Origin of the sequence: Gleimia sp. 6138-11-ORH1, assembly GCF_024814355.1 — a bacterium.
Taxonomy (GTDB): Bacteria; Actinomycetota; Actinomycetes; order Actinomycetales; family Actinomycetaceae; genus Gleimia.
This window is the reverse complement of the sequence record NZ_JANUXV010000002.1, coordinates 248,767-271,914: the sequence shown is the minus strand read 5'-3', so window position 1 is coordinate 271,914 and position 23,148 is coordinate 248,767. Positions and strand designations below refer to the sequence as shown.

17 protein-coding genes are annotated in these 23,148 nt (G+C 49.5%); 14 read left to right on the top strand and 3 right to left on the bottom strand.

Translation table 11 applies throughout. The features are described from left to right. Positions 1 to 91 precede the first annotated feature (91 nt). A complete protein-coding gene (locus NXS08_RS04865; RefSeq protein WP_259138049.1) occupies positions 92 to 862 on the bottom strand; it encodes an HAD-IIA family hydrolase in 771 nt (256 codons plus the stop codon). A gap of 243 nt (positions 863 to 1,105) precedes the next feature. Then, positions 1,106 to 2,764 carry a phosphoenolpyruvate--protein phosphotransferase gene (gene ptsP, locus NXS08_RS04860; RefSeq protein ID WP_259137929.1) on the bottom strand — a complete coding sequence of 553 codons (1,659 nt, stop codon included), beginning with the start codon at positions 2,762 to 2,764 and terminating at the stop codon, positions 1,106 to 1,108. A 559-nt stretch (positions 2,765 to 3,323) separates the two neighbouring features. Here ptsP and NXS08_RS04855 point away from each other — a divergent pair. The 9 genes from NXS08_RS04855 to NXS08_RS04815 all read left to right on the top strand — a co-directional run bounded on the left by NXS08_RS04855 (position 3,324) and on the right by NXS08_RS04815 (position 9,963). Continuing rightward, positions 3,324 to 4,049, top strand: coding sequence for a GntR family transcriptional regulator (locus NXS08_RS04855; RefSeq protein ID WP_259137927.1), 726 nt, complete (start codon positions 3,324 to 3,326; stop codon positions 4,047 to 4,049). Positions 4,050 to 4,086: 37 nt separating this feature from the next. Next, positions 4,087 to 4,335, top strand: a complete 249-nt coding sequence (locus NXS08_RS04850; RefSeq protein ID WP_259137925.1) for a PTS transporter subunit EIIB — start codon at positions 4,087 to 4,089, stop codon at positions 4,333 to 4,335. Between the two features lie 132 nt (positions 4,336 to 4,467). Beyond that, positions 4,468 to 4,731, top strand: coding sequence for a PTS glucose/sucrose transporter subunit IIB (locus NXS08_RS04845; RefSeq protein ID WP_259138046.1), 264 nt, complete (start codon positions 4,468 to 4,470; stop codon positions 4,729 to 4,731). Positions 4,732 to 4,733: 2 nt separating this feature from the next. Further along, positions 4,734 to 5,186, top strand: coding sequence for a PTS glucose transporter subunit IIA (locus tag NXS08_RS04840; RefSeq protein ID WP_259137923.1), 453 nt, complete (start codon positions 4,734 to 4,736; stop codon positions 5,184 to 5,186). A 271-nt stretch (positions 5,187 to 5,457) separates the two neighbouring features. Next, entirely contained in the window at positions 5,458 to 6,528 is a 1,071-nt protein-coding gene (locus NXS08_RS04835) for a glycosyltransferase (protein ID WP_396232251.1), read from the top strand. Between the two features lie 39 nt (positions 6,529 to 6,567). Beyond that, positions 6,568 to 6,894 carry a YbjQ family protein gene (locus NXS08_RS04830; RefSeq protein WP_259137909.1) on the top strand — a complete coding sequence of 109 codons (327 nt, stop codon included), beginning with the start codon at positions 6,568 to 6,570 and terminating at the stop codon, positions 6,892 to 6,894. Positions 6,895 to 7,200: 306 nt separating this feature from the next. Then, a complete protein-coding gene (locus tag NXS08_RS04825; protein WP_259137907.1) occupies positions 7,201 to 7,851 on the top strand; it encodes an RNA methyltransferase in 651 nt (216 codons plus the stop codon). A 188-nt stretch (positions 7,852 to 8,039) separates the two neighbouring features. Continuing rightward, complete coding sequence (gene fbaA / locus NXS08_RS04820) at positions 8,040 to 9,065, top strand: class II fructose-bisphosphate aldolase (RefSeq protein WP_259137905.1); 1,026 nt, start codon at positions 8,040 to 8,042, stop codon at positions 9,063 to 9,065. Between the two features lie 118 nt (positions 9,066 to 9,183). Continuing rightward, positions 9,184 to 9,963: a sulfite exporter TauE/SafE family protein gene (locus NXS08_RS04815; protein WP_259137902.1), complete on the top strand. Its 780-nt coding sequence runs from the start codon at positions 9,184 to 9,186 to the stop codon at positions 9,961 to 9,963. Positions 9,964 to 9,990: 27 nt separating this feature from the next. Here NXS08_RS04815 and NXS08_RS04810 read toward each other — a convergent pair whose 3' ends face one another. Beyond that, the gene (locus NXS08_RS04810; protein WP_259137900.1) at positions 9,991 to 11,151 is read right to left on the bottom strand and encodes an ROK family transcriptional regulator; all 1,161 of its coding nucleotides are present in this window, start codon (positions 11,149 to 11,151) and stop codon (positions 9,991 to 9,993) included. A 268-nt stretch (positions 11,152 to 11,419) separates the two neighbouring features. Here NXS08_RS04810 and NXS08_RS04805 point away from each other — a divergent pair, with 268 nt between their 5' ends. The 5 genes from NXS08_RS04805 (at position 11,420) to NXS08_RS04785 (ending at position 23,101) form a co-directional block, all read left to right on the top strand. Further along, on the top strand, positions 11,420 to 12,232 hold the full coding sequence (locus tag NXS08_RS04805; RefSeq protein WP_259137897.1) for an ABC transporter permease: 813 nt from the start codon (positions 11,420 to 11,422) through the stop codon (positions 12,230 to 12,232). 4 nt (positions 12,233 to 12,236) lie between these two features. Further along, complete coding sequence (locus NXS08_RS04800; protein ID WP_259137894.1) at positions 12,237 to 13,046, top strand: ABC transporter ATP-binding protein; 810 nt, start codon at positions 12,237 to 12,239, stop codon at positions 13,044 to 13,046. A gap of 37 nt (positions 13,047 to 13,083) precedes the next feature. After that, entirely contained in the window at positions 13,084 to 14,103 is a 1,020-nt protein-coding gene (locus NXS08_RS04795) for an aliphatic sulfonate ABC transporter substrate-binding protein (RefSeq protein WP_259137892.1), read from the top strand. Between the two features lie 107 nt (positions 14,104 to 14,210). After that, on the top strand, positions 14,211 to 15,725 hold the full coding sequence (locus tag NXS08_RS04790; protein WP_259137890.1) for a sulfatase-like hydrolase/transferase: 1,515 nt from the start codon (positions 14,211 to 14,213) through the stop codon (positions 15,723 to 15,725). Between the two features lie 263 nt (positions 15,726 to 15,988). Next, entirely contained in the window at positions 15,989 to 23,101 is a 7,113-nt protein-coding gene (locus NXS08_RS04785; protein ID WP_259137888.1) for an SdrD B-like domain-containing protein, read from the top strand. The last annotated feature ends 47 nt before the right edge of the window (positions 23,102 to 23,148 follow it).

Below are 23,148 nucleotides of genomic sequence, written 5' to 3'. Positions count from 1 at the left end.
ATTAAAGGTACGTGGTTGCAGTTTGAGTTTTCAAAACTGCAACCACGTACCTTTGTTTTTAAGTTGCGGAGGTATTTTCTTAGGTGGTTTGTTAGATTAGTCCAGCGGCTTTTGCGTTTTCGCGGACCAGTGGCACGAGGTCGGCGATTGATTCGTGTACTTGGTAGGCGCGGTAGGGGTAGTTTTCAATATCTTCGCGTTTGGTGGAGCCGGTGAGTACCAGGTGGGTTCTTAATCCGGCTTCGATTCCGGCTTGTACGTCGGTGTTCATACGGTCGCCGATCATAGCAGTGGTTTCTGAGTGGACGTCTAATCGGTTGAGGGCGGCGCGGAACATGATTGAGTTGGGTTTTCCTACGAAGTAGGGGGCTTTGTTGGTTGCTTCTTGGATCATTGCGGCGATTGCTCCGGTGGCGGGGAGGGTTCCTTCTTGGGAGGGGCCGGTGGCATCTGGGTTGGTGGCAATGAATTTTGCGCCGCGTTCGATGAGTCGAATTGCGTGGGTGATGGCTGCGAAGTCGTATGAGCGGGTTTCTCCAAGGACTACGAATTCGGGATTGTGGTCGGTCATGACGTAGCCGCATTCGTGCATGGCGGTGATTAGCCCGGCTTCTCCGATAACGAAGGCGGTGGAGCGAGGGGATTGTTGGGAGAGGAAGGTGGCGGTGGCCAGGGCGGAGGTCCAGATGTTTTCTTCGGGGACTTGTAGTCCTGAGTGGTCTAGGCGGGCGGAGAGGTCGCGTGCTGTGTAGATGGAGTTGTTGGTGAGAACTAGGAAGGGAAGGTTTAGTTCTCTTAGGGTGTCCAGGAAGTCTTGTGCTCCGGGGATGGGGTGTTGTTCGTGGACTAATACTCCGTCCATGTCGGTTAGCCAGGCGGTTACGGGGGGTAGTTCGTCTAGGGAGCGGATGGCATTGAGGGTCACGTTTTTCTCCTTCGAGGGCGGTGCGTGTGGTCTTTTAGTTTTATCCTAACTTAATTTGCGGGTAGGTACGTGGTTGCTGTTGCAGAAGATGCAAACTGCAACCACGTACCTATGTTTTGGAAGGTTTTTGTTGATTTTTCAGTGAAAAATGTGAGCACGTACCTTTGGGGGAGAGGGGGTTCAGCTGAGGATTTCGCGGACTTTTTCTCTTAGTTTGTCTGGGTCAGCGATAGTTAGGGCAGCTTGGGCTGCTAGTTGGCATTGTTCCAAGGTGACTTCGGATAGTTGTACGCCCACTGACCCTACGGTGGGAGCGGCCATTGAAAGTGAATCTACTCCTAAGCCAATTAAGACGCAGGCAAGGTATGGGTCGGCTGCCATTTCTCCGCAGACTCCTACGGGTTTTCCTGCTTTTTGTCCGGCGGCGGTGATTTGTCCGATGAGGCGTAGCACGGCTGGCTGCCAGTGGCTGGTGTAGGTGGCTAGGTGTGAGTTTAGGCGATCTGCTGCCATCACGTATTGGGTGAGGTCGTTTGTGCCGATGGATACGAAATCGACTTCTGCGAAGATTTCGTTAATCATGAGGGCAGCTGAGGGGACTTCGATCATGACTCCGGCTTTTAATCCGTAGGGTTTTACCAGGGAGCTAAACCAGCGGGCTTCTGCCACGGTTGAGACCATGGGGGCCATGATCCAGGTGTGTGTTTCTCGGCCGGTGGCGGCTGCGGCAACGGCGGCTACTTGGGTGGGCAGAATGTGGGGGTGTACTCCGTCGGCGCGGATTCCGCGTACACCTAGGGCGGGGTTTTCTTCGTCGTCTAGTGAGGCCCAGGCGATGGGTTTATCTGAGCCTGCGTCAAGGGTGCGGACTACTACTTTGTGGTTGGGGAATTTATTGAATACGGAAGTGTAGAAGTCGCGTTGTGTTTCGAAGGAAGGTTCGGTGGAGGTGGCTAGGAAGCCGAGTTCTGAGCGGAGTAGGCCGACTCCTTCGACGGGGAATCGGGCTGCTTTTTCGGCGGAGGTTCCGTCTTGGACGTTGGCGAGGAGTTGTACTTTATGTCCGTCGGCAAGTTGGGCGGGGCCTTGCCAGTTGCGGGCGCGTTCTCTTAAGACGTTGTCTTGGGTAACTTCTGCGGTGGCGTATTCGGGGTTGGGGTCGGTGTAGATGTCACCTGAGTCTCCGTTGATTAGTACCCACGTACCTTGGGGGATCTGTTGTAGGTCGCGGGCAGCTACGATGCAGGGGATTCCCATTTGGCGGGCGATGATTGAGGTGTGGGAGGTGGGGCCGCCCAGGACTGTGACGAATCCTTTTACCATTTCGGGGTTGAGTCCGGCGGTGTCTGCGGGGGCCAGGTCTTCGGCGAAGATGATGGTGGGTTCGTTGAGTTGGGGGATGCCTGGTTCGGGTTTGTTTTGGAGGACGGCGATGATGCGGTTTTTTACGTCGAGCAGGTCAGTGGTGCGTTCGGCTAGGTATCCGCCTGCTAGTCGGAGGGTGTCAGCGAATTCGTGGGCGGCTTTGTCGGTGGCGTAGGTGGCGGGGAGGTTTTCGTTGAAAATGTAGTTTTTTACGCGTTCTTCGAGGCCGGGGTCGGTGGCGAGGGTGGCTGCCATTGCGAGGATGTCTGAGGGGGTGCCTACGGATTCTGCGGAGCGTTCAAAGAGCCTGTCTGAGACTTTTTGGGCGGCGTTGCGGAAGGCTTCGAAAGCGGTTTCGTGTTGGTTTGGGGTGAGGAAAGTGGTGCAGGTGCCTAGTTGGATTTGGGGGCTGGCCCAGAGTACTTTGGCGTAGGCTTTTCCTGAAACTACGGGGGTGCCGGTGTATGCGGTCATGTTGGTCCTTAGATTATCTTTTTCTGGTGCGTTTGGCTTGCGGGGTTTATTGCGCTGGGTTTGTTGCGTGTGGTTTTGGTTCGTTGGCCGGTGTGGTTTATTTGGGGAAAGTTGGTTATTTTCTTTTCCGAGGGCGTTAGGGGGCGGTTGTTTGCTGATCAGAGTTTGTGTTGGGAGAGGTGTCTTGTAGCTGTGGGTGAAGTGGTTGTATCGCTGAAGGTTCTGTGTGTGCAGGTACTTCGGTTTTTGACATTTTATTCTCACTTCCTTGAGAGAAATCATGTTGGTTGCGAAGGTTCACGCAGCTAACGGTTGTCTAGACCAGTCTTTTTTAGTTTGTGTCTCGTAAATGGGTCAGTCAAGCGACTTACCCCACCGTGCACATTTGTGCAAGAAAATAATTTAAGAGTGCAAGGAGGGGGTGCGCAGAAACCCTCCAAAGGTACGTGCTTGCAAAAATCGCCCAAAATACGGGATTTTCTGCCACTTAAAAACTTAAAAACACTAAGCACGTACCTTTATAAATTCAAAAACACTAAGCACGTACCTTGGGGAAGATATGATAGAAACTGTGAAATACCAAGCAATATATGACTATCTTGTCAACAGTTTTGCAACGGAGCTTAAACCTGGTGACAAAGTCCTTTCAGAACGCGAATTATGCGAAAAATTCGGGGTCTCCCGCATGACCGTGCGGCAAGCCATTGGCGAGCTTGTAGCAGAAGGAAAATTAGAGAGAATCCAAGGAAAAGGAACTTTTGTTGCCCACGAAAAGCTAGATCTGCAATTGCGCATCACCAGTTTTTCTCAAGAAATGCGGATGCGAGGCATGGTGCCAGCCACACGGGTTTTAAACTGTGAAGAACGTACCCCCACGCTTTCAGAAGCTACCGTATTTGGACTTAAAGACGGACAAAACCTGTACGCCATTCGTAGACTTCGTTTCGCAGACGAAACTCCCATGTGTGTTGAAGTAGCCCTTCTCCCCGCCCACCTTTTGCCGGGATTTATTATCCCGCACCCTCCTGAAGGGATTTACGCAGAACTAGATGCGCGCGGTTACTCTCCTACCTGGGGCGAGGACGTTATTGAAAGCATAGTTTTAGATGAAGACCTTACTAATCTTTTGGAAGTAGAACCCGGTGCGGCTGGGCTGCTGGTAAATCGACGTGCCTACGCAGACCACCAACTCATCTGTTTGACTAAATCTTTTTACCGCGGAGACAGGCACAAACTCTGGGTTCCCATCGCCCAACCCTTTGCCACTGTGAGCCGCAAAAAATAGATCTCGAAAAGAAAGCTCGTTATTAAAGGATAGAAAAATGAACGAAACTGAACGTATCGCGCAGCTTATCGCCGCTTTAGGGGGAACTGACAATATTTTAGCTGTAGAACCTTGTATTACTCGGCTTCGTTTTGAAGTGGCAGATGCTACCGAAGTTGATGCAACGAAACTGCACCAACCACTTTGCCACGGGGCAACTGTACTTGGTTGTGCCGTGCAAGTTATCGTTGGTCCCGAAGCTGAAAACCTGTTAGCTGAGGTAATTGACCAGCTTAAAGAGGAATAAACTAAATTACACTATAGAATAGTAGGTAAGTGAGTTTCTAAAATAGTAGTTTTGCCAGTAAATAAGCTGATTATCTATTAGAAAACCATTTGCATCGAAGCAAACAAGAATGGTCTAGACCATAGAATACCTATCAGAGAAGATGAAGCTAGTCTAGGAGTAAAAATGAGCCAGGCAAATCAAATTCTACAAGCACTCGGCGGAGCAGAAAACATCAAAGATCTCGAAGCCTGTATAACTCGCCTTCGCGTTGAAGTTAAGGACGAAACTCTTGTCGATGAAGCCGGTTTGAAAGTAGCTGGCGCCTACGGGGTAGTTCACGCTTCTGACTCCATTCAAGTGGTAGTTGGCCCAGAGGCAGACACCATCGCAGAAGACATTAAAGACCTGATGTAATCATGACGCAGCTCGCCTCTCCATTAAACGGCGTAATGCGTTCTTTAGCTGACGTTCCAGACCCAGTATTTGCTGAAGGAATCGTTGGCCCCGGGTTTGCAATAGAACCAGAAATTGGTGAAAGCGTTGAAGCAGTCAGCCCAATTTCTGGAACGCTAGCTAAGGTGCTTCCCCATGCGTTTATCGTCGTGAAAGATGACCTAACCGTGCTGGTTCATTTGGGAATCGACACAGTGAAACTCAACGGAGCCGGCTTTAGTGTAGTAGCTTCTGAAAACGACGAGGTAAAAGCAGGGCAAGTAATCGTCAAATGGGACACTAAAGGCACTAAAGCAAAAGGTGTTTCTACGATTTGCCCCATAGTGGTCTTAGATACTACTTCCCCAGTAACTACGCTAATGGAAATCGGTACGGCAGTTAAGCAAGCTCAACTGGTCGCCAGCTTTATGGAATAGACTGAGGATAATTTACCTTTAAGAAAGAACTTAAAGTTTTGAGCTATAAGAACACCTTGTTGCGTTTAACTGCGTCCGCAAACGCGCGCCCAACAGGAAACACAAGAATTAGAACAGTTCAACTCCTTCTTGAAAGTGGCTCCACAAAATGTTGAAACGCCCACTAATTGCTATTTTTCTCCTGAAATTTCGTAAAACCGCTTAAAAATTGGGCATGATTAAAAACGTGGAAACAGAAAAAACTTCTCTAGACATGGAAAAAACTGCAGATATGGCAGCGACTCATTCAGACACTGACCTTGATCAAGGGGGCGCTAAGTCTCAACAACCGCTTCTGAGTGTCATAGTGCCAGCCTATAATTCTGAAGAATATTTGGATCGTTGCTTGGAAACGCTGGTCGATTACCAGCATCAGGTTGAAGTAATCGTAGTTAATGATGGTTCAACAGACGGCACCCAAGAACTGGCTGAAGCGTGGGCGAAACGATACCCGCAGAACATTCGCGTTTGTAAACAAGAAAACAAAGGGCACGGAGGGGCATTAAACACAGGAATTGCTGCCGCTACGGGACTTTACTTAAAGGTTGTCGATTCAGACGACTGGGTAAATCGAGAAGCCATGGAAACCGTCCTCGCCGAACTGAATGACTCAATCGCGCGCGGTGAAACCCTCGATATGCTGGTCACCAACTATGTTTACGAAAAACAAGGGCGAGACCGCAAAGCGGTAATGCGCTACCGCAACGCCCTCCCAGTCGGAAGAACTGTTGGCTGGGAATCTCTCGGGCGCCTGCGCTACGAACAGTATTTGATGATGCACGCCGTCACCTTCCGCACCCAAGTTGTGCGCGACAGTGGGTTACGGATTTTAGAAAATACTTTCTACGTGGACTTCATCTACTCATTCGTGCCACTTCCATACGTAAAGACCCTAAGGTACGTGGATGTAGATCTTTACCGTTATTTCATTGGGCGCGATGACCAGTCTGTCAACGAAAAAGTGATGATCACGCGCACTGACCAGCTGCAGCGAGTCAATAACGCTTTGGTGGATGCGATGCCAAGGAAAGAGGACCTGCACCCGCGTTTATTTAGATACATGATTCATTACATGCGGATTAATTTTGCGGCGCTCTCGGTATTTTTGATTTTGGCGGGTTCGAAAGAGCATTTGGAACAGCGTGAACTGCTGTGGGCAAAGGTGAAGAATGAACGCCCAGATATTTACCGTTCACTTTCAAGAGGCCCATTGGGAAGAGGAATTTCTATCCCAGGGCGGATTGGGCAACATATCACGATAGTTGGCTATCGAGTTTCCACCGCCGTATTGGGATTCAACTAGCGGGTATTACTGTAAACGGTTTAACGATAGGAAATCATTATGTTAGTAACAACAACTGACCAGGTTGAAGGCTACCCCGTAAGCCAATATTTAGGGGTAGTTTCAGGCGAAACTGTAGCTGGTATTAACGCCCTCAAAGACTTCGGGGCGGGCGTGCGTAACGTTTTTGGTGGCCGCGCTGAAGGATATGAGAATGAGCTGATTAAGGCGCGTTTGTCTGCCTATGACGAAATGGTTGCGCGGGCCCATCGAATGGGAGCCGAAGGAATTGTCGGGGTTCGCTATGCTTACACTACGATGGGGCAAGGGAATATGCTGATGGTTTCGATCACTGGAACGGCTGTGCGTTTTACTCCAGTTAGGTAGTGGTATTCGCGCGGTGAGTTAAATAGTTTTATTTAGTTTGCGAAAAAACGTCCTCGGAATTTTTCCGAGGACGTTTTGCTTATGTTCTGTAAGTGCACCCACCCTCCCAAAGGTACGTGCTTAGTAATTTTTAGCTAGTTCGCGCAGTTTTGAAGGTACGTGCTTGAAGAAATAGCCTTGTAAATGCAGGCAAAAACACAAGCACGTACCTTTGGGGGAAATAGGCTTTGGTGGCTTAAAAACACAAGCACGTACCTTTGGGGGGATTGCTTTAGAGAGAATCGAATCCCGTGGTAAGGTCGAAAGGTGAATGAAGAAACTGAATCTGTGGTGATCCAATCAGAGCCAGGAGTAGGCGTGGGTCCTTGGCCGGGAGGCCGTGAAAACTGGCCTACGGGCGAACAGTTCGATCCGGAGCTGTTAGAAAACGGCGACTATCGGAATGTGGAAGACCATTTCCGCTACTGGCGGATGGACGCGATTGTTGCTGAGCTGAATGCGGTGAACAACCGCGGCGAATGGCTGGAAGTGGCGATTGAAAATCTGAGCCACGATTTTAATATCGGTTCGATTGTGCGTACCGCAAACGCTATGGGAGTCCGCCACGTGCATATTGTGGGGCGGCGTCGGTGGAATCGTCGTGGCGCTATGGTGACGGATCGTTATCTGCAAGTTCACCATTATCCGGATGTGGAAACCTTCACTGAAGCTATGCGTTCCGCTGGTTTAAGGATCGTGGGAGTGGATAATATTCCGGCTTCTACCGCCCTCGAAGAGACTCAGCTGCCGCAAAATTGCGTGCTGGTAATGGGGGAGGAATCTGCTGGGTTAAGTCAAGAGATGGCGCAGGCGGCTGAAAAGGTGGTGCATATTACCCAGTATGGTTCGACTCGTTCAATGAATGTGGGGCATGCGGCAGCAATCTCGATGTGGGCTTGGGTGTTGCAGCACCGTTAAAAATTTCCCGAGGGCGGTTTGTCTAAGCATTTAGGGTGGGGAAATGCCCTAAATGCAAGGGTTTGTCAGTCTTTGTTTGGTGTGAGAAGCGACTTTGTTTTAACGGGCCTTTCTGTCTACCAAAAAGTTGTCAAAGTGTGGGACAATTATTAAGTAAAAATCACCTATTTGATCAAGGAGGCAGGGAAGTGCCAATTGCAACCCCTGAGGTCTACAACGAAATGCTCGACCGCGCTAAGGAAGGCAAGTTTGCCTACCCAGCGATTAACGTTACCTCTTCTCAGACTTTAACCGCAGCAATCCGTGGTTTCGCAGAAGCTGAATCTGACGGTATCTTGCAGGTATCTGTTGGTGGCGCAGAATACTGGTCCGGTTCCACTGTGAAGGACCGTGTAGCTGGTTCTTTGGCAATGGCAGCATACGCTCGTGAAATCGCAAAGAACTACGATGTTACCGTAGCTTTGCACACCGACCACTGCTCTAAGGGCAACTTGGATTCCTGGATTAAGCCACTGTTGGCTCTGGAAATCGCTGAAGTTGAAGCTGGTCGTCTCCCCTTCTTCCAGTCCCACATGTGGGATGGCTCTGCTGTGCCTTTGGAAGAAAACCTGCTGATTGCTCAGGAAATGCTAGATCTGGCTTACCGTGCACGCACCATTTTGGAAGTTGAAATTGGTGTTGTTGGTGGCGAAGAAGATGGCGTGACCGCAGAAATCAACGAAAAGCTTTACACCACCACTGAAGACGGTATTAAGACTGTTGAAGCCCTGGGCTTGGGTGAAAAGGGCCGTTACCTAACCGCACTGACTTTCGGTAACGTACACGGCGTTTACAAGCCAGGCGCAGTTAAGCTGCGTCCAGAACTCTTGGGTACTATTCAGGAAGAAGTTGGCGCAAAGTTCGGTGCTGGCGATCGCCCATTCGATCTGGTTATGCACGGTGGTTCCGGTTCTACTGCTGAAGAAATTGCTACCGCTGTGGCTAACGGCGTTATCAAGATGAACGTAGACACTGACACTCAGTACGCATTCACTCGCCCAGTGGTTGATTGGATGCTAACCAACTACGAGGGTGTTCTGAAGATTGACGGCGAAGTTGGCAATAAGAAGAAGTACGATCCTCGTGCTTGGGGTGCAGCTGCAGAAGCTGGCATGGCAGCTCGCGTAGTTGAAGCATGTGAACGTCTCGGTTCCGCAGGCACCAAGATTAAGTAACTTAAGCTAGTTTACCTAGTTAGTTAAATCGAAAATCCCGACCTCAGCTGAGGTCGGGATTTTTATGCTCTGCTTGACTTCTTGCTTCTGAAGGGAAAACTGTAGTACAACTTTTAACGTGGAATCAATCATTATTGCGATTATTGTTGGCCTTGCTGTAGGTACGGTTGTGGGCGCCCTCGGTGCCGGCGGCGGAATTTTAGCGATCCCCGCTTTGATCTATTTGTTGGGGCAGTCTCCGCACGGGGCAGCTATGGGGTCGCTCGCCATTGTTTTGGCAACTGCGCTGACGGCTTTGCCTAGTCGGATTCGCGCTGGCAACGTACGTTATAAAGAGGGTTTGATTTTTGCAGCTATTGTGATGAGTGGTTCAGTTTTTGGGGCGCGAGTTGCCGGCTGGGTGTCTGCAACTTTTTTACTGACCAGCTTTGCGGTGATGGTTTCCCTCATGTCGGTGGTGATGCTTCGCAAGGGCCTTATTGAAGCTAGGAGAGCTAAACGCGGTAATTTGAGTGAGCGTTCTGGTGAGCGCAAAGCCTTGGGGGTAGTTATTCTGGCTGCTTTGGTTACGGGCTTTTTAACTGGCTTTTTGGGCCTGGGTGGTGGTTTCATCATTGTGCCGATTTTGATTACCGTTTTGGGTTTTAACATTCGCGAAGCGGCAGGTACGTCTTTGCTGATCATGATTTTGGCGGCTTTTTCTGGGTTAGTTTCGCGGTGGGGGCAGCCGATTGAGGTTGATTGGCTGATTGTTTTTGCTTTTATGGCTGGTTCGATGGCTGGCTCATTTGTGGGGGCGCCTCTTTCGCAGCGGGCAAAACCTTATGTGCTTACGCTTATTTTTTCTGCTTTATTGGCTGGCGTTGGGGCGGCAACTGCGGTGGCTTTAGTTTTTTAGTTTCTTCAAGTGTTGTTGTGGTTGGTTTTATTTCATGGCTGCAAGGTAGGCTGCTCCGCGGGAACAAGAGGTAACTTCGGGGAGGATTGCCGGTTCGATTTGGATACTTCGGCGCAGGGCGGGTAAGAGTCCATTGCGGATTGATTCTTCTAAGATGGTGAATAGTTCGGGGATTTGTTGGGTGAGGTTCCACGAGACAATTATGGAACCGGGGTCGGTAATCAGTGCAGCGTGGGCAAGTTCGGCTCCGGCTATGCGCATTGCCTGTGTGAGTAGGGTGCGTACCTGGGGGTTTCCTGCAGACCATTCTTGTAAAAGCACGTAGGTGGAGGGGACGTTGCTTTGGCGGCAAAGTGCGGGGTTGGAAATGATAGTTTCCAAACAGCCTTGTTTGCCGCAAAAACAGGGGATTCCGTTGGGGTCTATGGTGATATGTCCGATTTCTCCGGCTAGTCGGTAGGTGCCGGTCACCAGGTTTGAAGCGACTACTTGGGTCATGGCTACGCCGTCAGAGACGCGAAAGTAGAGGCAGTCGGTGAGGGCGGGGCGGTGGCGTAGTTCGGCGAGGGCGGCTACCCGAGCGGTTCCGTCAATAATTGGTTTGTAACCGAACCAGTCTTCTATGAAGGCTTCGAAGGCGTAGGCTAGTTCACGACTGTCGGTATTGGGTAAGACGTTGAGGCGTTGGTTAGGTAGTAGACCTGGAAATGCGCATCCGACTGCTTGTAGGTGGTGGAGGTTGAGTCCGTGTTGGCGGGCGCTTACGGATAGTTCGCGGACAGTTTTTTCTAGGATTTCTAAGCTGATTATTCCGCTGGGGTTGGGTACTTCAATACTGAGTAGGGGTTCGTGAATAACGTTGTGGATGGTGGCTGTGCCGCGGAGTTTTTGGATGGCAACCCCAATGTATTGGGGGCAGTCGCGGTTGAGGGCCAGTAGTTGGGTGGGGCGGCCTCTGCCACTGGTTTTTTGTGTTTCGGTTGCTAAAAGAGCATTGCATTCTTGGAGTTGGGTTACCAGGGTGCTCACGGTGGCTCTGGTGTAACCGGTTATTTCTACCAGTTTTTGACGAGTTAGTGGCCCCTGGGTGTGTAGAAGATTAACGATAGTTTGGCGCTGGGGGGTGGGTTGGGGATTTTCTTCGTTGAAATGTTGGGTGTTTACTGCGGTTTTTGGGGGGTTTTTCATAAGGACGTACCTTTGAGTGGGGGAGGGGTTAATCTAACTATTTTTGTATTTTTTAGATTACATAAATGGTATTCTAGCGGATCTTGTACATTCATTACCCTAATTTTCGCGCTTAATAATATGGTTACTTAAATTAATTATGAATTTTAAGTAATACAAAATAATTCTTATTAAGCTATTTCTGTAGGTAAGTAAATCACCGTAGATTTACCTGGATTCAAAGAAGAACCAACATTCTCTTCACATTTATTGTGGAAAGGAGATCACAATGAGTAAAGCCGTTAAAAAACCGGCCAAAGACTCACAAATGCGTGACCCCAAAGTTGAGGAAGCACGCAAAAAACGCCTACTACTCACCCTAAACATCGTATCCGTCATCGGTGGTATCGGAATGTGGTGGGCGCTCGCAAAACTCGGGATAAATCTCCCCACCCCCATGGAAGTAGCTCAACGTTTCGGATCCATGCTCTCAAACGGAATCTGGCTGAGCGACACCCTCGCCTCACTAGCGCGCGTACTCACCGGCTTCGCCTTAGGAACCACCCTAGCCATCCCCGTCGGATTCCTCATGGGCTGGTACGTTCCCGCTCGCGGACTTTTTGAACCCTGGATTCAGTTCTTCCGCACCGTCCCCCCACTGGCAATCATTCCTCTGGCCATCGTTTTAATGGGAATCGGCGAACAACCAAAAATCTTCGTTATTTTCCTAGCCGCCTTCCTCTCCTGTGTAATCTCAACTTTCCAAGGCGTAATTAACGTAGACAAAACTCTAATCAACGCCGCCCGCGTCCTGGGAGCCGGCGACGGACGAATCTTCGCCAAAGTTGTAGTTCCCGCCTCTACGCCATTCATCTTGGTAGGTATGCGAGTTGGTTTAGGCTCCGCCTGGGCAACAGTGGTAGCCGCAGAACTTATCGCCGCATCGGTGGGCCTCGGCTACCGAATGCAAAATGCGCAAATCTACTACGATATGCCCACCATCTTCGTTTCTCTAGTAACCATTGGAGTATTTGGCTTAATCATGGACCGCATCTTGTTGTTCACCGAAAATAAGCTAACCGGCTGGCAGGAAAGGATGTAACCTAATGACTACCAAACCGAATAAAATCATCCTCAACGACGTCTCTAAAGTATTCCGCCTGGGCAAAGAATACTTCCAAGCATTAGACCACGTTTCTTTAGAGTTAGGCGAATCAGAATTCGTAACCGTCGTAGGCCCATCAGGTTGTGGCAAATCCACTATGATGAACCTCTTAGCTGGACTTATCACCCCCTCAGAAGGAAGCGTCACCGTAGACGGAAAAGAAGTCGATGGGCCCTCACCTGAACGCGGCGTAATCTTCCAACAGTACGCACTATTTCCTTGGCTCACCGTACGCGCAAACGTCGAATTTGGACTCCGCTCCCGCAAAGACATCAACAAACAACAACGCCGCGAAATCGCTGAACATTTCATCGAAATGGTGGGACTAACTCAATTCGCTGATGCGCTGCCCAAAACCCTCTCCGGAGGAATGAAACAGCGTTGTGCGATTGCCCGAGCCTACGCCGTAAACCCCTCGATCCTCCTCATGGACGAACCCTTCGGCGCATTAGACGCCCTCACCCGCGTGCAACTCCAATCCCAACTATTAGAAGCCTGGAGCCAAGATAAACGCACCGTCATGTTCATCACCCACGACGTAGATGAAGCCGTATTCCTAGCCAACCGCGTAGTGGTCATGGCAGCCAAACCTGGACGCATCTACGACATCATCCCCATCGACCTACCCTATCCGCGAACCGACGAAATGCGCCTCTCCCCAGAGTTCGCGCAACTACGTAACCGGATTTGGAAAGCCGTTTACCACCAAGACCCCAATCATACTTACACCGGCCCAGTAGGGCCCCAGTAAAACCTTACAAAACATAGAAATTCAAAGGAGAATCGAAATGAAATTAAGTCGTCTCACCGCCCTCGTAGCGGTAGCTGCCCTCTCATTCTCAATGGCAGCCTGCGGAGAAACGAAAGAAACAAAACCTGAAACCACCGGCACCGCAACAGAAATGATGGAAGTGAACTTCGGGTATATTCCTGACCTAAACGGCACCGCCCTCATCGCCATTGCTAACGATCAGAAACTTTGGGAAAAACACAATCTCAAAGTAAACCTAAAGACTTTCACAAACGGCCCTCTCCAGATTCAAGCTCTGGGAACCAAAGACCTTGACTACGGATATATCGGCAACGGGGCTTTCTGGCTACCCGCCTCAGGTAAAGCCGATATGGCCTGCCTAATCGCCACCTCTCAAGCCGACCGGCTCATCGCCCAACCTGGTATTAAATCCATTAAAGACCTTAAAGGAAAGAAAGTTGGCGTACCAGAAGGCACTTCCGGAGACACCATCTTAACTCTGGCATTAGAAAAAGAAGGGATGACCACTGCCGATATTGAACGCGTCCCCATGGACCCCGGTACGGTTGTTTCCGCTTTCTCAGCCGGACAAATTGATGCTGCCGGCCTGTGGTACCCGATGGTAGACACCATTAAAGCGCAAGTGCCCGACCTGGTAGAACTGGCAGAAGATAAAGATTTCGAGGACCAAATGGCCTTCCCCTCAGCAATCGTTATGCGCAAAGGACTGGATCAAGAAAACCCAGAACTGGCAAAACGAGTTGAAAAAGTACTAGCAGAAGCCCTCGATTTCCGCGCAGAAAACCCAGATAAGACAGTAGAACTGGTAGCCGCCCTCTCAGGCCAAGACGTAGAAAAGCTAAAGGGTGAAGCAAAGTACATCAAGGTACTTTCTTCCAAAGAACAGCTTGAACTATGGGAAAACGGCACCATTGAGAACTGGTTGAAAACTATGGGCGCCTTCTTCGTAAAGAACGGCAAAGTCCAAGAAAGCGACCTGCTGGAACCAAATAGTTACTTCAAGATTGACCTATTGAAGGAAGCAGCTGGCAAGTAATCCTCGCGATTATTTTTCCGAGGGCGGTGGTTTAACTTCTCGGTTGAATTACCGCCCTCGAAAACATCAAAATCTTCTAACTTAGCTTAATTTGTAGGAAGAAGAACATGAGCGAAAACTCCCCTCGTATACCAAACTTTTTAGTGATTGTAACCGACCAGCACCGAGTCGATACTATCGGCGCCCTCGGAAACCCGCACGCGCAAACCCCCCATATAGACGCTCTTTCGCAACAGGGATTCGCCTTTACGCAGGCATATACGCCAACTGCAATCTGCACTCCGGCGCGCGCCTCACTCCTAACAGGCCTTGCCCCCTTTAAACATAAGGTAGCTGCAAACCACGAATGGAATATCGTCTACACCTCAGATATCACCCCAGATTTTTGGACCTATACCCAAGAGTTACGCAACCATAACTACAACGTAGGAATTGTGGGGAAATTCCACGCCGGAGAAGTCCACCTACCTGACGAATTTGGAATGGACGATGATTCATTCATCGGCGCAGTGAACCCGGTAAATAATCCGATTTACCGCGCTTGGCTTGAAGAAAAAGGCTACCCGCCACCAGAAATTAAAGACCCAATTAAAGGAGTGTTACCGGGGGGCCGTCCGGGACATACGCTGGCGGGACGCCTGCAGCAACCGGTAGAAGCTACCTTTGAACGCTTCCTCACTGAACGCGCCATAGAACGATTGCGGCAGTACGCTGCAGACTATAAGGAAAATGGGAAACCATTTTGTTTAGACCTGCACTACTATGGGCCGCACTTGCCGTACATGATTCCAGATGAGTACTTTGATTTAATTGATCCACAAAAAGTTACTCTTCCACCATCCTTTGGGGATACTTTAGTTGGCAAACCACCGATCCAAGCTAACTACGCTACCTACTGGTCCACTTCTTCTTTCTCTAACGAGGAATGGAAGAAGCTCATCGCCGTTTACTGGGGGTATGTGGCTTTAATTGATAATGAAATAGGATTGATTAGAGCTGAAGTAGAGCGGTTGGGTCTGGCAGATGAAACTGCCGTATTCTTCACTGCCGATCATGGGGAGTTTACCGGCGCACATCGATTAAACGATAAGGGCCCCGCTATGTATGAGGATATTTACAATATCCCCATGCTGGTGCATATTCCAGGGATTTCTCATCACGGGTCTAATAGTGCTTTCGTTTCGCTTTTAGATGTCCCTGCCACCATTATGGATTTGGCTGGATTAGACGCGTCTAAAGTTGAGGACGGGCGTTCCTTAGTTGATCTTACTCGCGGTAAGGAAGTGCCTAACTGGAGAGAAGACATCATTTTAGAGTTCCACGGGCATCATTTCCCGTTACAGCAAAGAGGATTGCGAACCCGGGACTTTAAGCTGGTGATTAACCCTGAGTCAGTAAATGAACTTTACGATTTACGGCACGATCCGTATGAGATGAATAATGTTTACGATGCACCTACCTATCGGGAAGTGCGTACCGACTTGTCGAAGAATCTGCACCGGCAGTTAGTGGAGCGCGGGGACGTAGTTTTTGCTAAGTGGATGGCGGCAATGACAGATTTCGACGTGGAACTGGGAAATACCAGTCATGATGACTACGATGATTTGGGTGATGCAGAATAGAGTAATTTGCCGATAGTGTTTTACGGTGGCTGGAAATTGTTTCAAATCATTTCCAGCCACCCTTTTATTGAATGTATGAGAATCTTTTAATAAGTTTTTAATAAATTGAACTAGCTTGTATGGAATGTATAACTCATTACATTGCTATTTCTTGTTAATAGTTAGTTTGTTATATTAAGAATGTAGATTTGTATTTCTATGCCTAAAAAACAAGTAAATACGTAAAATCCACAAAAAATGTTCATGTTGGGAAAGGATAACGTATGTCTAAGAAACTGCCGTTTGGACGCGCATCGCGCGCGGCCATGGTAGGTACTCTCTCTTTGGCATTGATGGTAGGGGCAGGAAACCTCGCCCTTGCTACAGACGTTAGTGAAGCTAACGCACCTGTTGCAGACGATAAATCTGTAGCAGATTCAAATTCAAAGACCTCCGAAAACGATGTTTTGGGGGGTGAAAAAAATGCTAACGAACCTGCAGCTGTAACTGAAGCTCCGAAGAATGAGACTTCTGCAAAGCCGATTCCAGCTGGACGTACCAGCTTCTTCGCTGCAGGCGGTCCAATTAACGCTTCTGTAGAACTGGCCAGTGACGGTACTGCCAGCTTCGACGGTGACGACACCGCCGGTAATGACTCAAGCGCAAATAACGGAATTGTTCGTGTAAACGATACTTTCGTCTACCGGATTAACTACCAGACTGGTTCAGATCCAGTAAAGAACTTTACAACTAAGATTGTTCTTCCTAAAGGTGTAACCTTGGCAGAACTGCCAGGTATTTGTAAAGCAGAAGGCTCAAGCCTGGAACCACAGGATCCTTTCGCGGGTGTCACCTTCCCGTTGACTGCTAATGCGCTGGATCAGATGGCACAGCAGACCGTTACCTGTAATCTCGGTGACGTTGATGGAGGGGCTTCCCTAAACTACGGTTTCTCCGTGAAACTATCTAACTTAGCTCCACAGGGACACAAGCTAACCCCTGCTTCCTTCTCATACAAGGCAGATGGAATTGCAGAAGAGGTTGTTAATGCGAACCTTCCATCTGTTACTGCTTCATCGAAGCTGAAGTGGGATGTTTCTAAGAACACCTTCCAAACCACCCCAGATACGGGTTACGTATCCACACCAGTATTCGCTCCTTGCCCTTGGGATACAAAGCAAAGCTGTTTCCGAGTTACCCATAGCGTGATGCTAATGGCACCTAACGGCGGTAAGGGTATTATGCCTGGTATCGGAGATGTCACTTTAGTAGACGATTTAAGTCCAGAATCTCTCTACCCAGAACTAACTCCAGAGCAGCACCAGCAGATCAAAGCAAATATTGACAAATACGGGGCGCGAATTTACCCAGCTATCAATAACTTTGGTATTGCAGGTTCAAAGGTTGGCGTTAGTGAAAACGGCATCCAGCTAGATGCTACTAACGCTGTAATTGACTCCGGCACGATGAAAATCGACGGACAAGCTAACGGCGGTAGTCAGCCAGGTAAGGAAGTAACCTTAACTTTCGAGAATCCTGACCTATCACTGCGTACCTCTCCAACTATGACTGCTCGTTCTGGAGTACCTTTGGACGTTAGCAAGGGATACGCGATTTCACGCGCATTCTACGTTTACACCCCGGTAGCAACCACCAAAGATTTCGGTACTCCAAACCCTAAGGATCCTGAAAGCAAATCCTTAAAATCCGTAAATAAATTCAAGAATTTACGAGTTCAAGGTTTCACCGACGCAGATGTGCAAAATGGGGATGCTAATCCAACTAACGATTACCGATCAACTACCTTTAACATCTCTGTTACCGGTAGCGTTTCAAAGTACTTCGCAGGTGTAGTTGGCGTAGAAAATAACACTCCGCCAGAACAATTCGTCTCTAGCGATAAGTGGAGAGGCGAAGGCCTACCAGGTGGAGGTACTTACCGTGACGGACAGCAAACTGTTGCTCCTACCCAGGAAGTAGTTTCCATTATTCGTTTCACAGGCCCTAACCCTGCGGTAGACGTTACCGACTCTATGGTTGTCTGTGACTCTTGGGATAACTCAAAACTCTACCTAAAGAAGAAGAACTGGCTTGGAACTACTTATCTTGACAAGCCACGCCCAACTGGTTGGGGACGAGGCGTTCCTTCCGAAGGTGAAGCAGTCTGGATTACCGGCTATGACAACGTAGCTAACCCAGAAGGTACTAACAGCATGGACGCTACGATGAAATCTCAAGTACCGACCATCAAAGTACAGTATTCTGCTCTGCCAGGTGGATCTTCTACCGATTACGGCAACAATCACGTTTCTGCTTGTGGAAATGACAAGGGACCATGGTTTGACGACCCAGCTGCAGTACCAGGTAACGACCCAGCCAAAGCAGCTGAAGGCGTTTACACCGGCGTTGGTCGCGTTCGTATTTTCGTAGTATTACCTCCAGCAGTTGGTAAATTCGAAGGACTTGGCTACGGTACCCGTACCAACTTCGCAGTAGGTATGGAAGTTGCACCAGATCTAAAACCAGGAACCGTAATCCCTAACTGGGCAAGCATGAAGCGCGTTACCCGTACTGACGGAACCAGCTACACCCTTGACGAAGTCCTAGCCGATCCTAAGGTGAATTGGAACAGCTCTACCTATAACCCAGGTGAAGTTGCCTCCGACACATTTAACGGTGTTTTGGGTGACCGTCTGATTGTTGGTGACGTACAGGTTCGTATTGATAAGAAGGTACGAAAGGGAGAAGCCGGAGAATTCACTTCAACTCCTCCACAGGTTTCTGGTGGTGACATTGTCCAATACCAGCTTTCACCTTCACTCACCTCAAATGCAACCAAACTACCAGGTAACACTGCTCCAGTTTGGATTGAAGACTGTCTACCAGGCGCATCTGCATTTGTAAGTTCTGTCCCAGAACCAACCATCGTTTCAACTGATGGTGTACCGGCTGATGCTAAACTTGCCAACAAGTGTAAGCCAGGCGATACCTACATTCGTTGGGAATTCCCAAATGCCGAAATCAACGGCAAGTGGAAACCAATTAATGTCACCACTGAAGTTCTGGACATCGCTAAGACCGGTTCCTACGCTAACAAGGTAGAAATCTGGGCAGAAGGCGACCAGTCTCCAGTAAGCCTACGCACTTCTGAAGCAACCATCTCGATCACTAACCCAGCTGGTATGAAGCTCGCAAAGATTGCTTTAACCCCTGTTCTCCAGGTAAACCCAGCAGGAGCTCAAAATCGCGATATTCACAAGTGGCGTGTTCTGTTGGTAAACAACAACGAACCATCAGCAGCTGCAGTAAGCGATCCGATTGTAATCGACGTGCTACCTAAGCGCGGCACCAACGGCTCCGCCTACGACGGTGATTTCAACTTTGTATCGGCAACTGCAAAATCTGGTGAAAAGATTCTCTACACCAAGGCTGACAGCGCATCCATCCACGTACATGGTTCAGATGCAAGCAACCTCCCCGGAGGCACCACAACTTGGTGTGACGCGGCAGTAAATGGTAACCCAGTAATCGACAACGGCGGCGGATGCCCCGCATCCCTCACCGAAGTAACCGGTTTATACGTGAAGCGTGAAGGCGCTTTCTCTGTAGGCCAGTCTGTTGAATTCGAAGTTGCCATGGAAGGTATCGCCAATAAGAAAGCAGAAGAATACATCAACACCGTTGGTGCATCTGCTCAGGGACTAACCTTCCCCGTTGGACCAATCAACCGTAAAGAAACCACCATCGCCGCTTCAATTGGCGACCGCTTCTTCATCGACGCAAATGGTAACGGACTTTACGAAGATGGCGAACCTGCCGTAGCAGGTGCTGACGTGCGCGTAACCGGTACTGACGACTTGGGTAACCCAGTTGACGTTACCGTCCAGACTAAGGCAGACGGTACCTACCTAGTACCAAGCCTCCGCGCCTCTGACGCAGCTGGCTACAAGGTAACCTTCACCATCCCAGCAGACAAAGTCGCTGAAAAGTACGAATTCACCACCACTAAGGTTGGAACGGACACTACCATCGACTCTGACCCAGATGGCGCTGGAGTAGTAACTAACGTAGTTCTCAAACCAGGTGAAGCTCGCACCGACATCGACGCAGGTATTGTTAAGCCAGCAATCGAACTGGTAAAGACTGCCGATAAGGACGAAGTTCGTGCAGGCGACGTAGTGAAGTACACCTTCACCGCAACCAACACCGGAACTGCAGTTTTGCACAATGTTGCTCTAACTGAAGAAGCCTTCACCAACGGTTTCGGCCAGCCGATCACCTTGGATGCAGCTCCCGTAGTGGACACCGCAGCATCAACTGGAACAGTTGACGCTATGGCTCCTGGACAGAAGATCGTTTGGACCGCGAACTACACCGTTAAGGCAAGCGACCTCGAACTGGGAACCACCATCGACAACACCGCGAAAGTTACCGGCGTATCCCCACGTGACACTCCTGTAACCGCAACGGCAGAAAAGAAACTGCCACCAGTTGATGATGGCACCTACAAGGTCTCCAAGACCTCCGATCCTGCAAGCGGCACTGCCGTAGTTCCAGGACAAAAGGTAACCTACACCGTTAAGGTTTCCCACGTCGGTAACCTACGCGTAACCAACGCTTCCTTGGAAGACGATCTGGCTGCAGTTCTCACTGACGCTGATTACAACAATGACGCGGTAGTAACCACCAACAATGGTGAAAAGGGAACAGTTACCTTCGCAGATAACAAGATCAAGTGGAACGGCACCTTAGTTAAAGACCAGGTAGTTACCATTACCTACTCTGTTAACGCTAAGGTGGGTACCTCCAATGCACTACGCAACGTGGTAGTACCTACCAATCCAAAGGGATCTTGTGACGACACTGTTGGTTGTACCACCAACCACACTTTCAAACCAGGCACCTACACAGTTAAGAAGGCTGCTGCAGTACAGGGTAAAGCCGGCAATGCCGTACTAAGCAACGATGTTATTGACTACACCGTTACCGTACGCCACACCGATGGAACCAAGGTTACTGCTGCAACCTTCACCGACGACCTGACTCGTGTATTAGACGATGCAGAACTAGTTGGTGCTCCTGTAGTAACACCTAATAAGGGAACTGCAAACTTCGACGCCGCAACCAAGTCTCTGACCTGGACTGGCGACCTCGTGCCAGGTGACGTTATTAAGGTAACCTACAGCGTTCGCGTAAATGCTGACGGTGACCTAACCGCAGTTAACGTAGTTACCCCAGGTGGAAACGGTGGCTCCTGTGAAGACGGAGACCAAAACTGTACCACCACCCACACCATTGAAAAGGGTAAGTACACCTACGCTAAGAGCTCCACTACTCCAAAGGTAGTGAAGTCTGGTGAGAAGATTGATTACACCATTACCGTTAAGCACGCTTCCGGTGACCGCGTAAAGAAGGCATCCATCAAGGACGATCTAACCAACGTTCTGGCCAACTCTGCTTACAATAACGACGTGAAAGCGTCTAAGGGAGCAGTAGAGGTTAAAGATGGAGTCCTGAACTGGAACGGTGACCTGGAAATCGGCGACGTAGTAACCATCACCTTCTCAGTAACCGTTGATGCCAATGGTGCAGCTGAACTCGTTAACGTCGTAACTTCTATCGATCCTGATAAAGAACGTCACGACTGTGAAGAACAAGTAGATCAAAACTGTACCACTGTACACAACGTGGAATTAGGTAAGTACACCTTCTCTAAGACCGCTGATAAGCCTGAAAAGGTAACCTCCGGTGAAAAGATTACCTACACCTTGAAGGTAAACCATGTATCCGGAGACCGTGTAAAGGCTGCATCTATCAAGGATGACTTTACTGGCTTACTGGCAAACGCTACTTACAACAACGATGCCACCCTAGTTTCCGGCCCAGGCGCAGTTGCCGTTAAAGATAACGTACTTACCTGGACTGGTGATCTGGCTCCAAGCGAAGCAGTGGTAATCACCTTCTCTGTAACTGTGGACGCAAACGGCTCAGCTGAGCTGCTAAACGCAGTTATCAGCGAAGACCCAGTTAAGGAACGCTGGTCATGTGCTCCAGAAGGATGTTCTACCCGTCACCTGGTGGAAGGCGGCACCTACAACGTAGCTAAAGCCTCCGCCGTGGTTAAGGACGGAACTCCTAAGGATGGCACTAGCGTCGTTGCAGGCGAGAAACTCGTCTACACCTTGACTGTAAAGCACGCTTCCGGAGACCGTGTAAAGGGTGCTTCTATCACTGATAACTTCAAGAAGATCCTCACCGATGGTCAGGCAACCTACAACAATGACGCAACTGCCAGCGCAGGAACCGTTGAAGTTGTTGATGGACTGCTCACCTGGAACGGCGATTTAGCAATCGGCGCTACCGTAACCATCACTTTCAGTGTGGATGTAAATGCAGATACCGCTGTTTCCTTGGTTAACACCGTTACCCCAGGTGACCCACGCGGAACCTGTACTCCTGCAGAAGTTTGTGTAGTTACCAACGAAGTTCCGGAAGGAAAGTACACTTACGCTAAGTCCTCTACCCCAGTAAACGCTTCGGTAGTTCAGTCTGGCGATAAGATCAACTACACAATCACAGTGAAGCATACTGAGGGTACTCGCATCACCGGTGCATCTATTGTTGATGACCTGCAGAATGTCCTTCAGAATGCGACTTACAATGATGACGCAGCAGCTACTTCCGGTACTGTTACCGTTGAAAACGGTAACTTACTGAAGTGGGACGGCGACCTGGCGATCGGCCAAATCGTAACCATCACCTTCTCTGTAACAGTAGATGCTGATGGAGATGCTGAACTGATTAACGCAGTTAAGTCTCTAGACGATAAGCCACGCCACTCCTGTGATGACACAGTAGGTTGCGAAGTACGTCATACAGTTGAAAAGGGTAAGTACACTTACTCTAAGACCTCAACCACACCAAAGGCCGTTAAGGCTGGCGACAAGATCGACTACACCATTACCGTTAAGCATGCTTCCGGTGACCGCGTAAAGATGGCTTCCATTAAGGATGACCTCTCTAAGGTCCTGGCTCACGCTACCTACAATAATGATGCAAAGGTCGTTGACGGCGCCGGTGAACTAATGGTTAAGGACGGTATCCTCACTTGGAACGGCGATCTGGCTGCTGGCCAGACTGTCACGGTGACTTTCTCAGTGACTGTAAACTCCAAGGTTAAAGCAGATCTAGTTAACGCTGTTGTCAGCGAAGACCCGATTAAGGATCGTCACACCTGTGATGTTCAGGTCGGCTGCGATACCCTACACAGTGTTGTACCTCCTAAGACTCCGCTACCTAAGACCGGTGTGGATGCACTGGGTCTGGCAGCAGCTACAGTGACCTTAGCAGGTGCTGGCGTTCTGGCTCTCGTAGCTTCCCGCCGTCGCCACAGCTAAGACCTCTGTGACACCTAAGGTCTAAACCTAATCAGCGGGTGGTTTTC

Coding starts and splice junctions, on each gene's coding strand:
- NXS08_RS04800 (WP_259137894.1), top strand. CDS start 12,237: ATGACTACCAAACCGAATAAAATCATCCTCAACGACGTCTCTAAAGTA.
- NXS08_RS04805 (WP_259137897.1), top strand. CDS start 11,420: ATGAGTAAAGCCGTTAAAAAACCGGCCAAAGACTCACAAATGCGTGAC.
- ptsP (WP_259137929.1), bottom strand. CDS start 2,764: ATGACCGCATACACCGGCACCCCCGTAGTTTCAGGAAAAGCCTACGCC.
- NXS08_RS04830 (WP_259137909.1), top strand. CDS start 6,568: ATGTTAGTAACAACAACTGACCAGGTTGAAGGCTACCCCGTAAGCCAA.
- NXS08_RS04840 (WP_259137923.1), top strand. CDS start 4,734: ATGACGCAGCTCGCCTCTCCATTAAACGGCGTAATGCGTTCTTTAGCT.
- NXS08_RS04850 (WP_259137925.1), top strand. CDS start 4,087: ATGAACGAAACTGAACGTATCGCGCAGCTTATCGCCGCTTTAGGGGGA.
- NXS08_RS04855 (WP_259137927.1), top strand. CDS start 3,324: ATGATAGAAACTGTGAAATACCAAGCAATATATGACTATCTTGTCAAC.
- NXS08_RS04790 (WP_259137890.1), top strand. CDS start 14,211: ATGAGCGAAAACTCCCCTCGTATACCAAACTTTTTAGTGATTGTAACC.
- NXS08_RS04865 (WP_259138049.1), bottom strand. CDS start 862: ATGGACGGAGTATTAGTCCACGAACAACACCCCATCCCCGGAGCACAA.
- NXS08_RS04785 (WP_259137888.1), top strand. CDS start 15,989: ATGTCTAAGAAACTGCCGTTTGGACGCGCATCGCGCGCGGCCATGGTA.
- NXS08_RS04810 (WP_259137900.1), bottom strand. CDS start 11,151: ATGAAAAACCCCCCAAAAACCGCAGTAAACACCCAACATTTCAACGAA.
- NXS08_RS04835 (WP_396232251.1), top strand. CDS start 5,458: ATGGCAGCGACTCATTCAGACACTGACCTTGATCAAGGGGGCGCTAAG.
- NXS08_RS04795 (WP_259137892.1), top strand. CDS start 13,084: ATGAAATTAAGTCGTCTCACCGCCCTCGTAGCGGTAGCTGCCCTCTCA.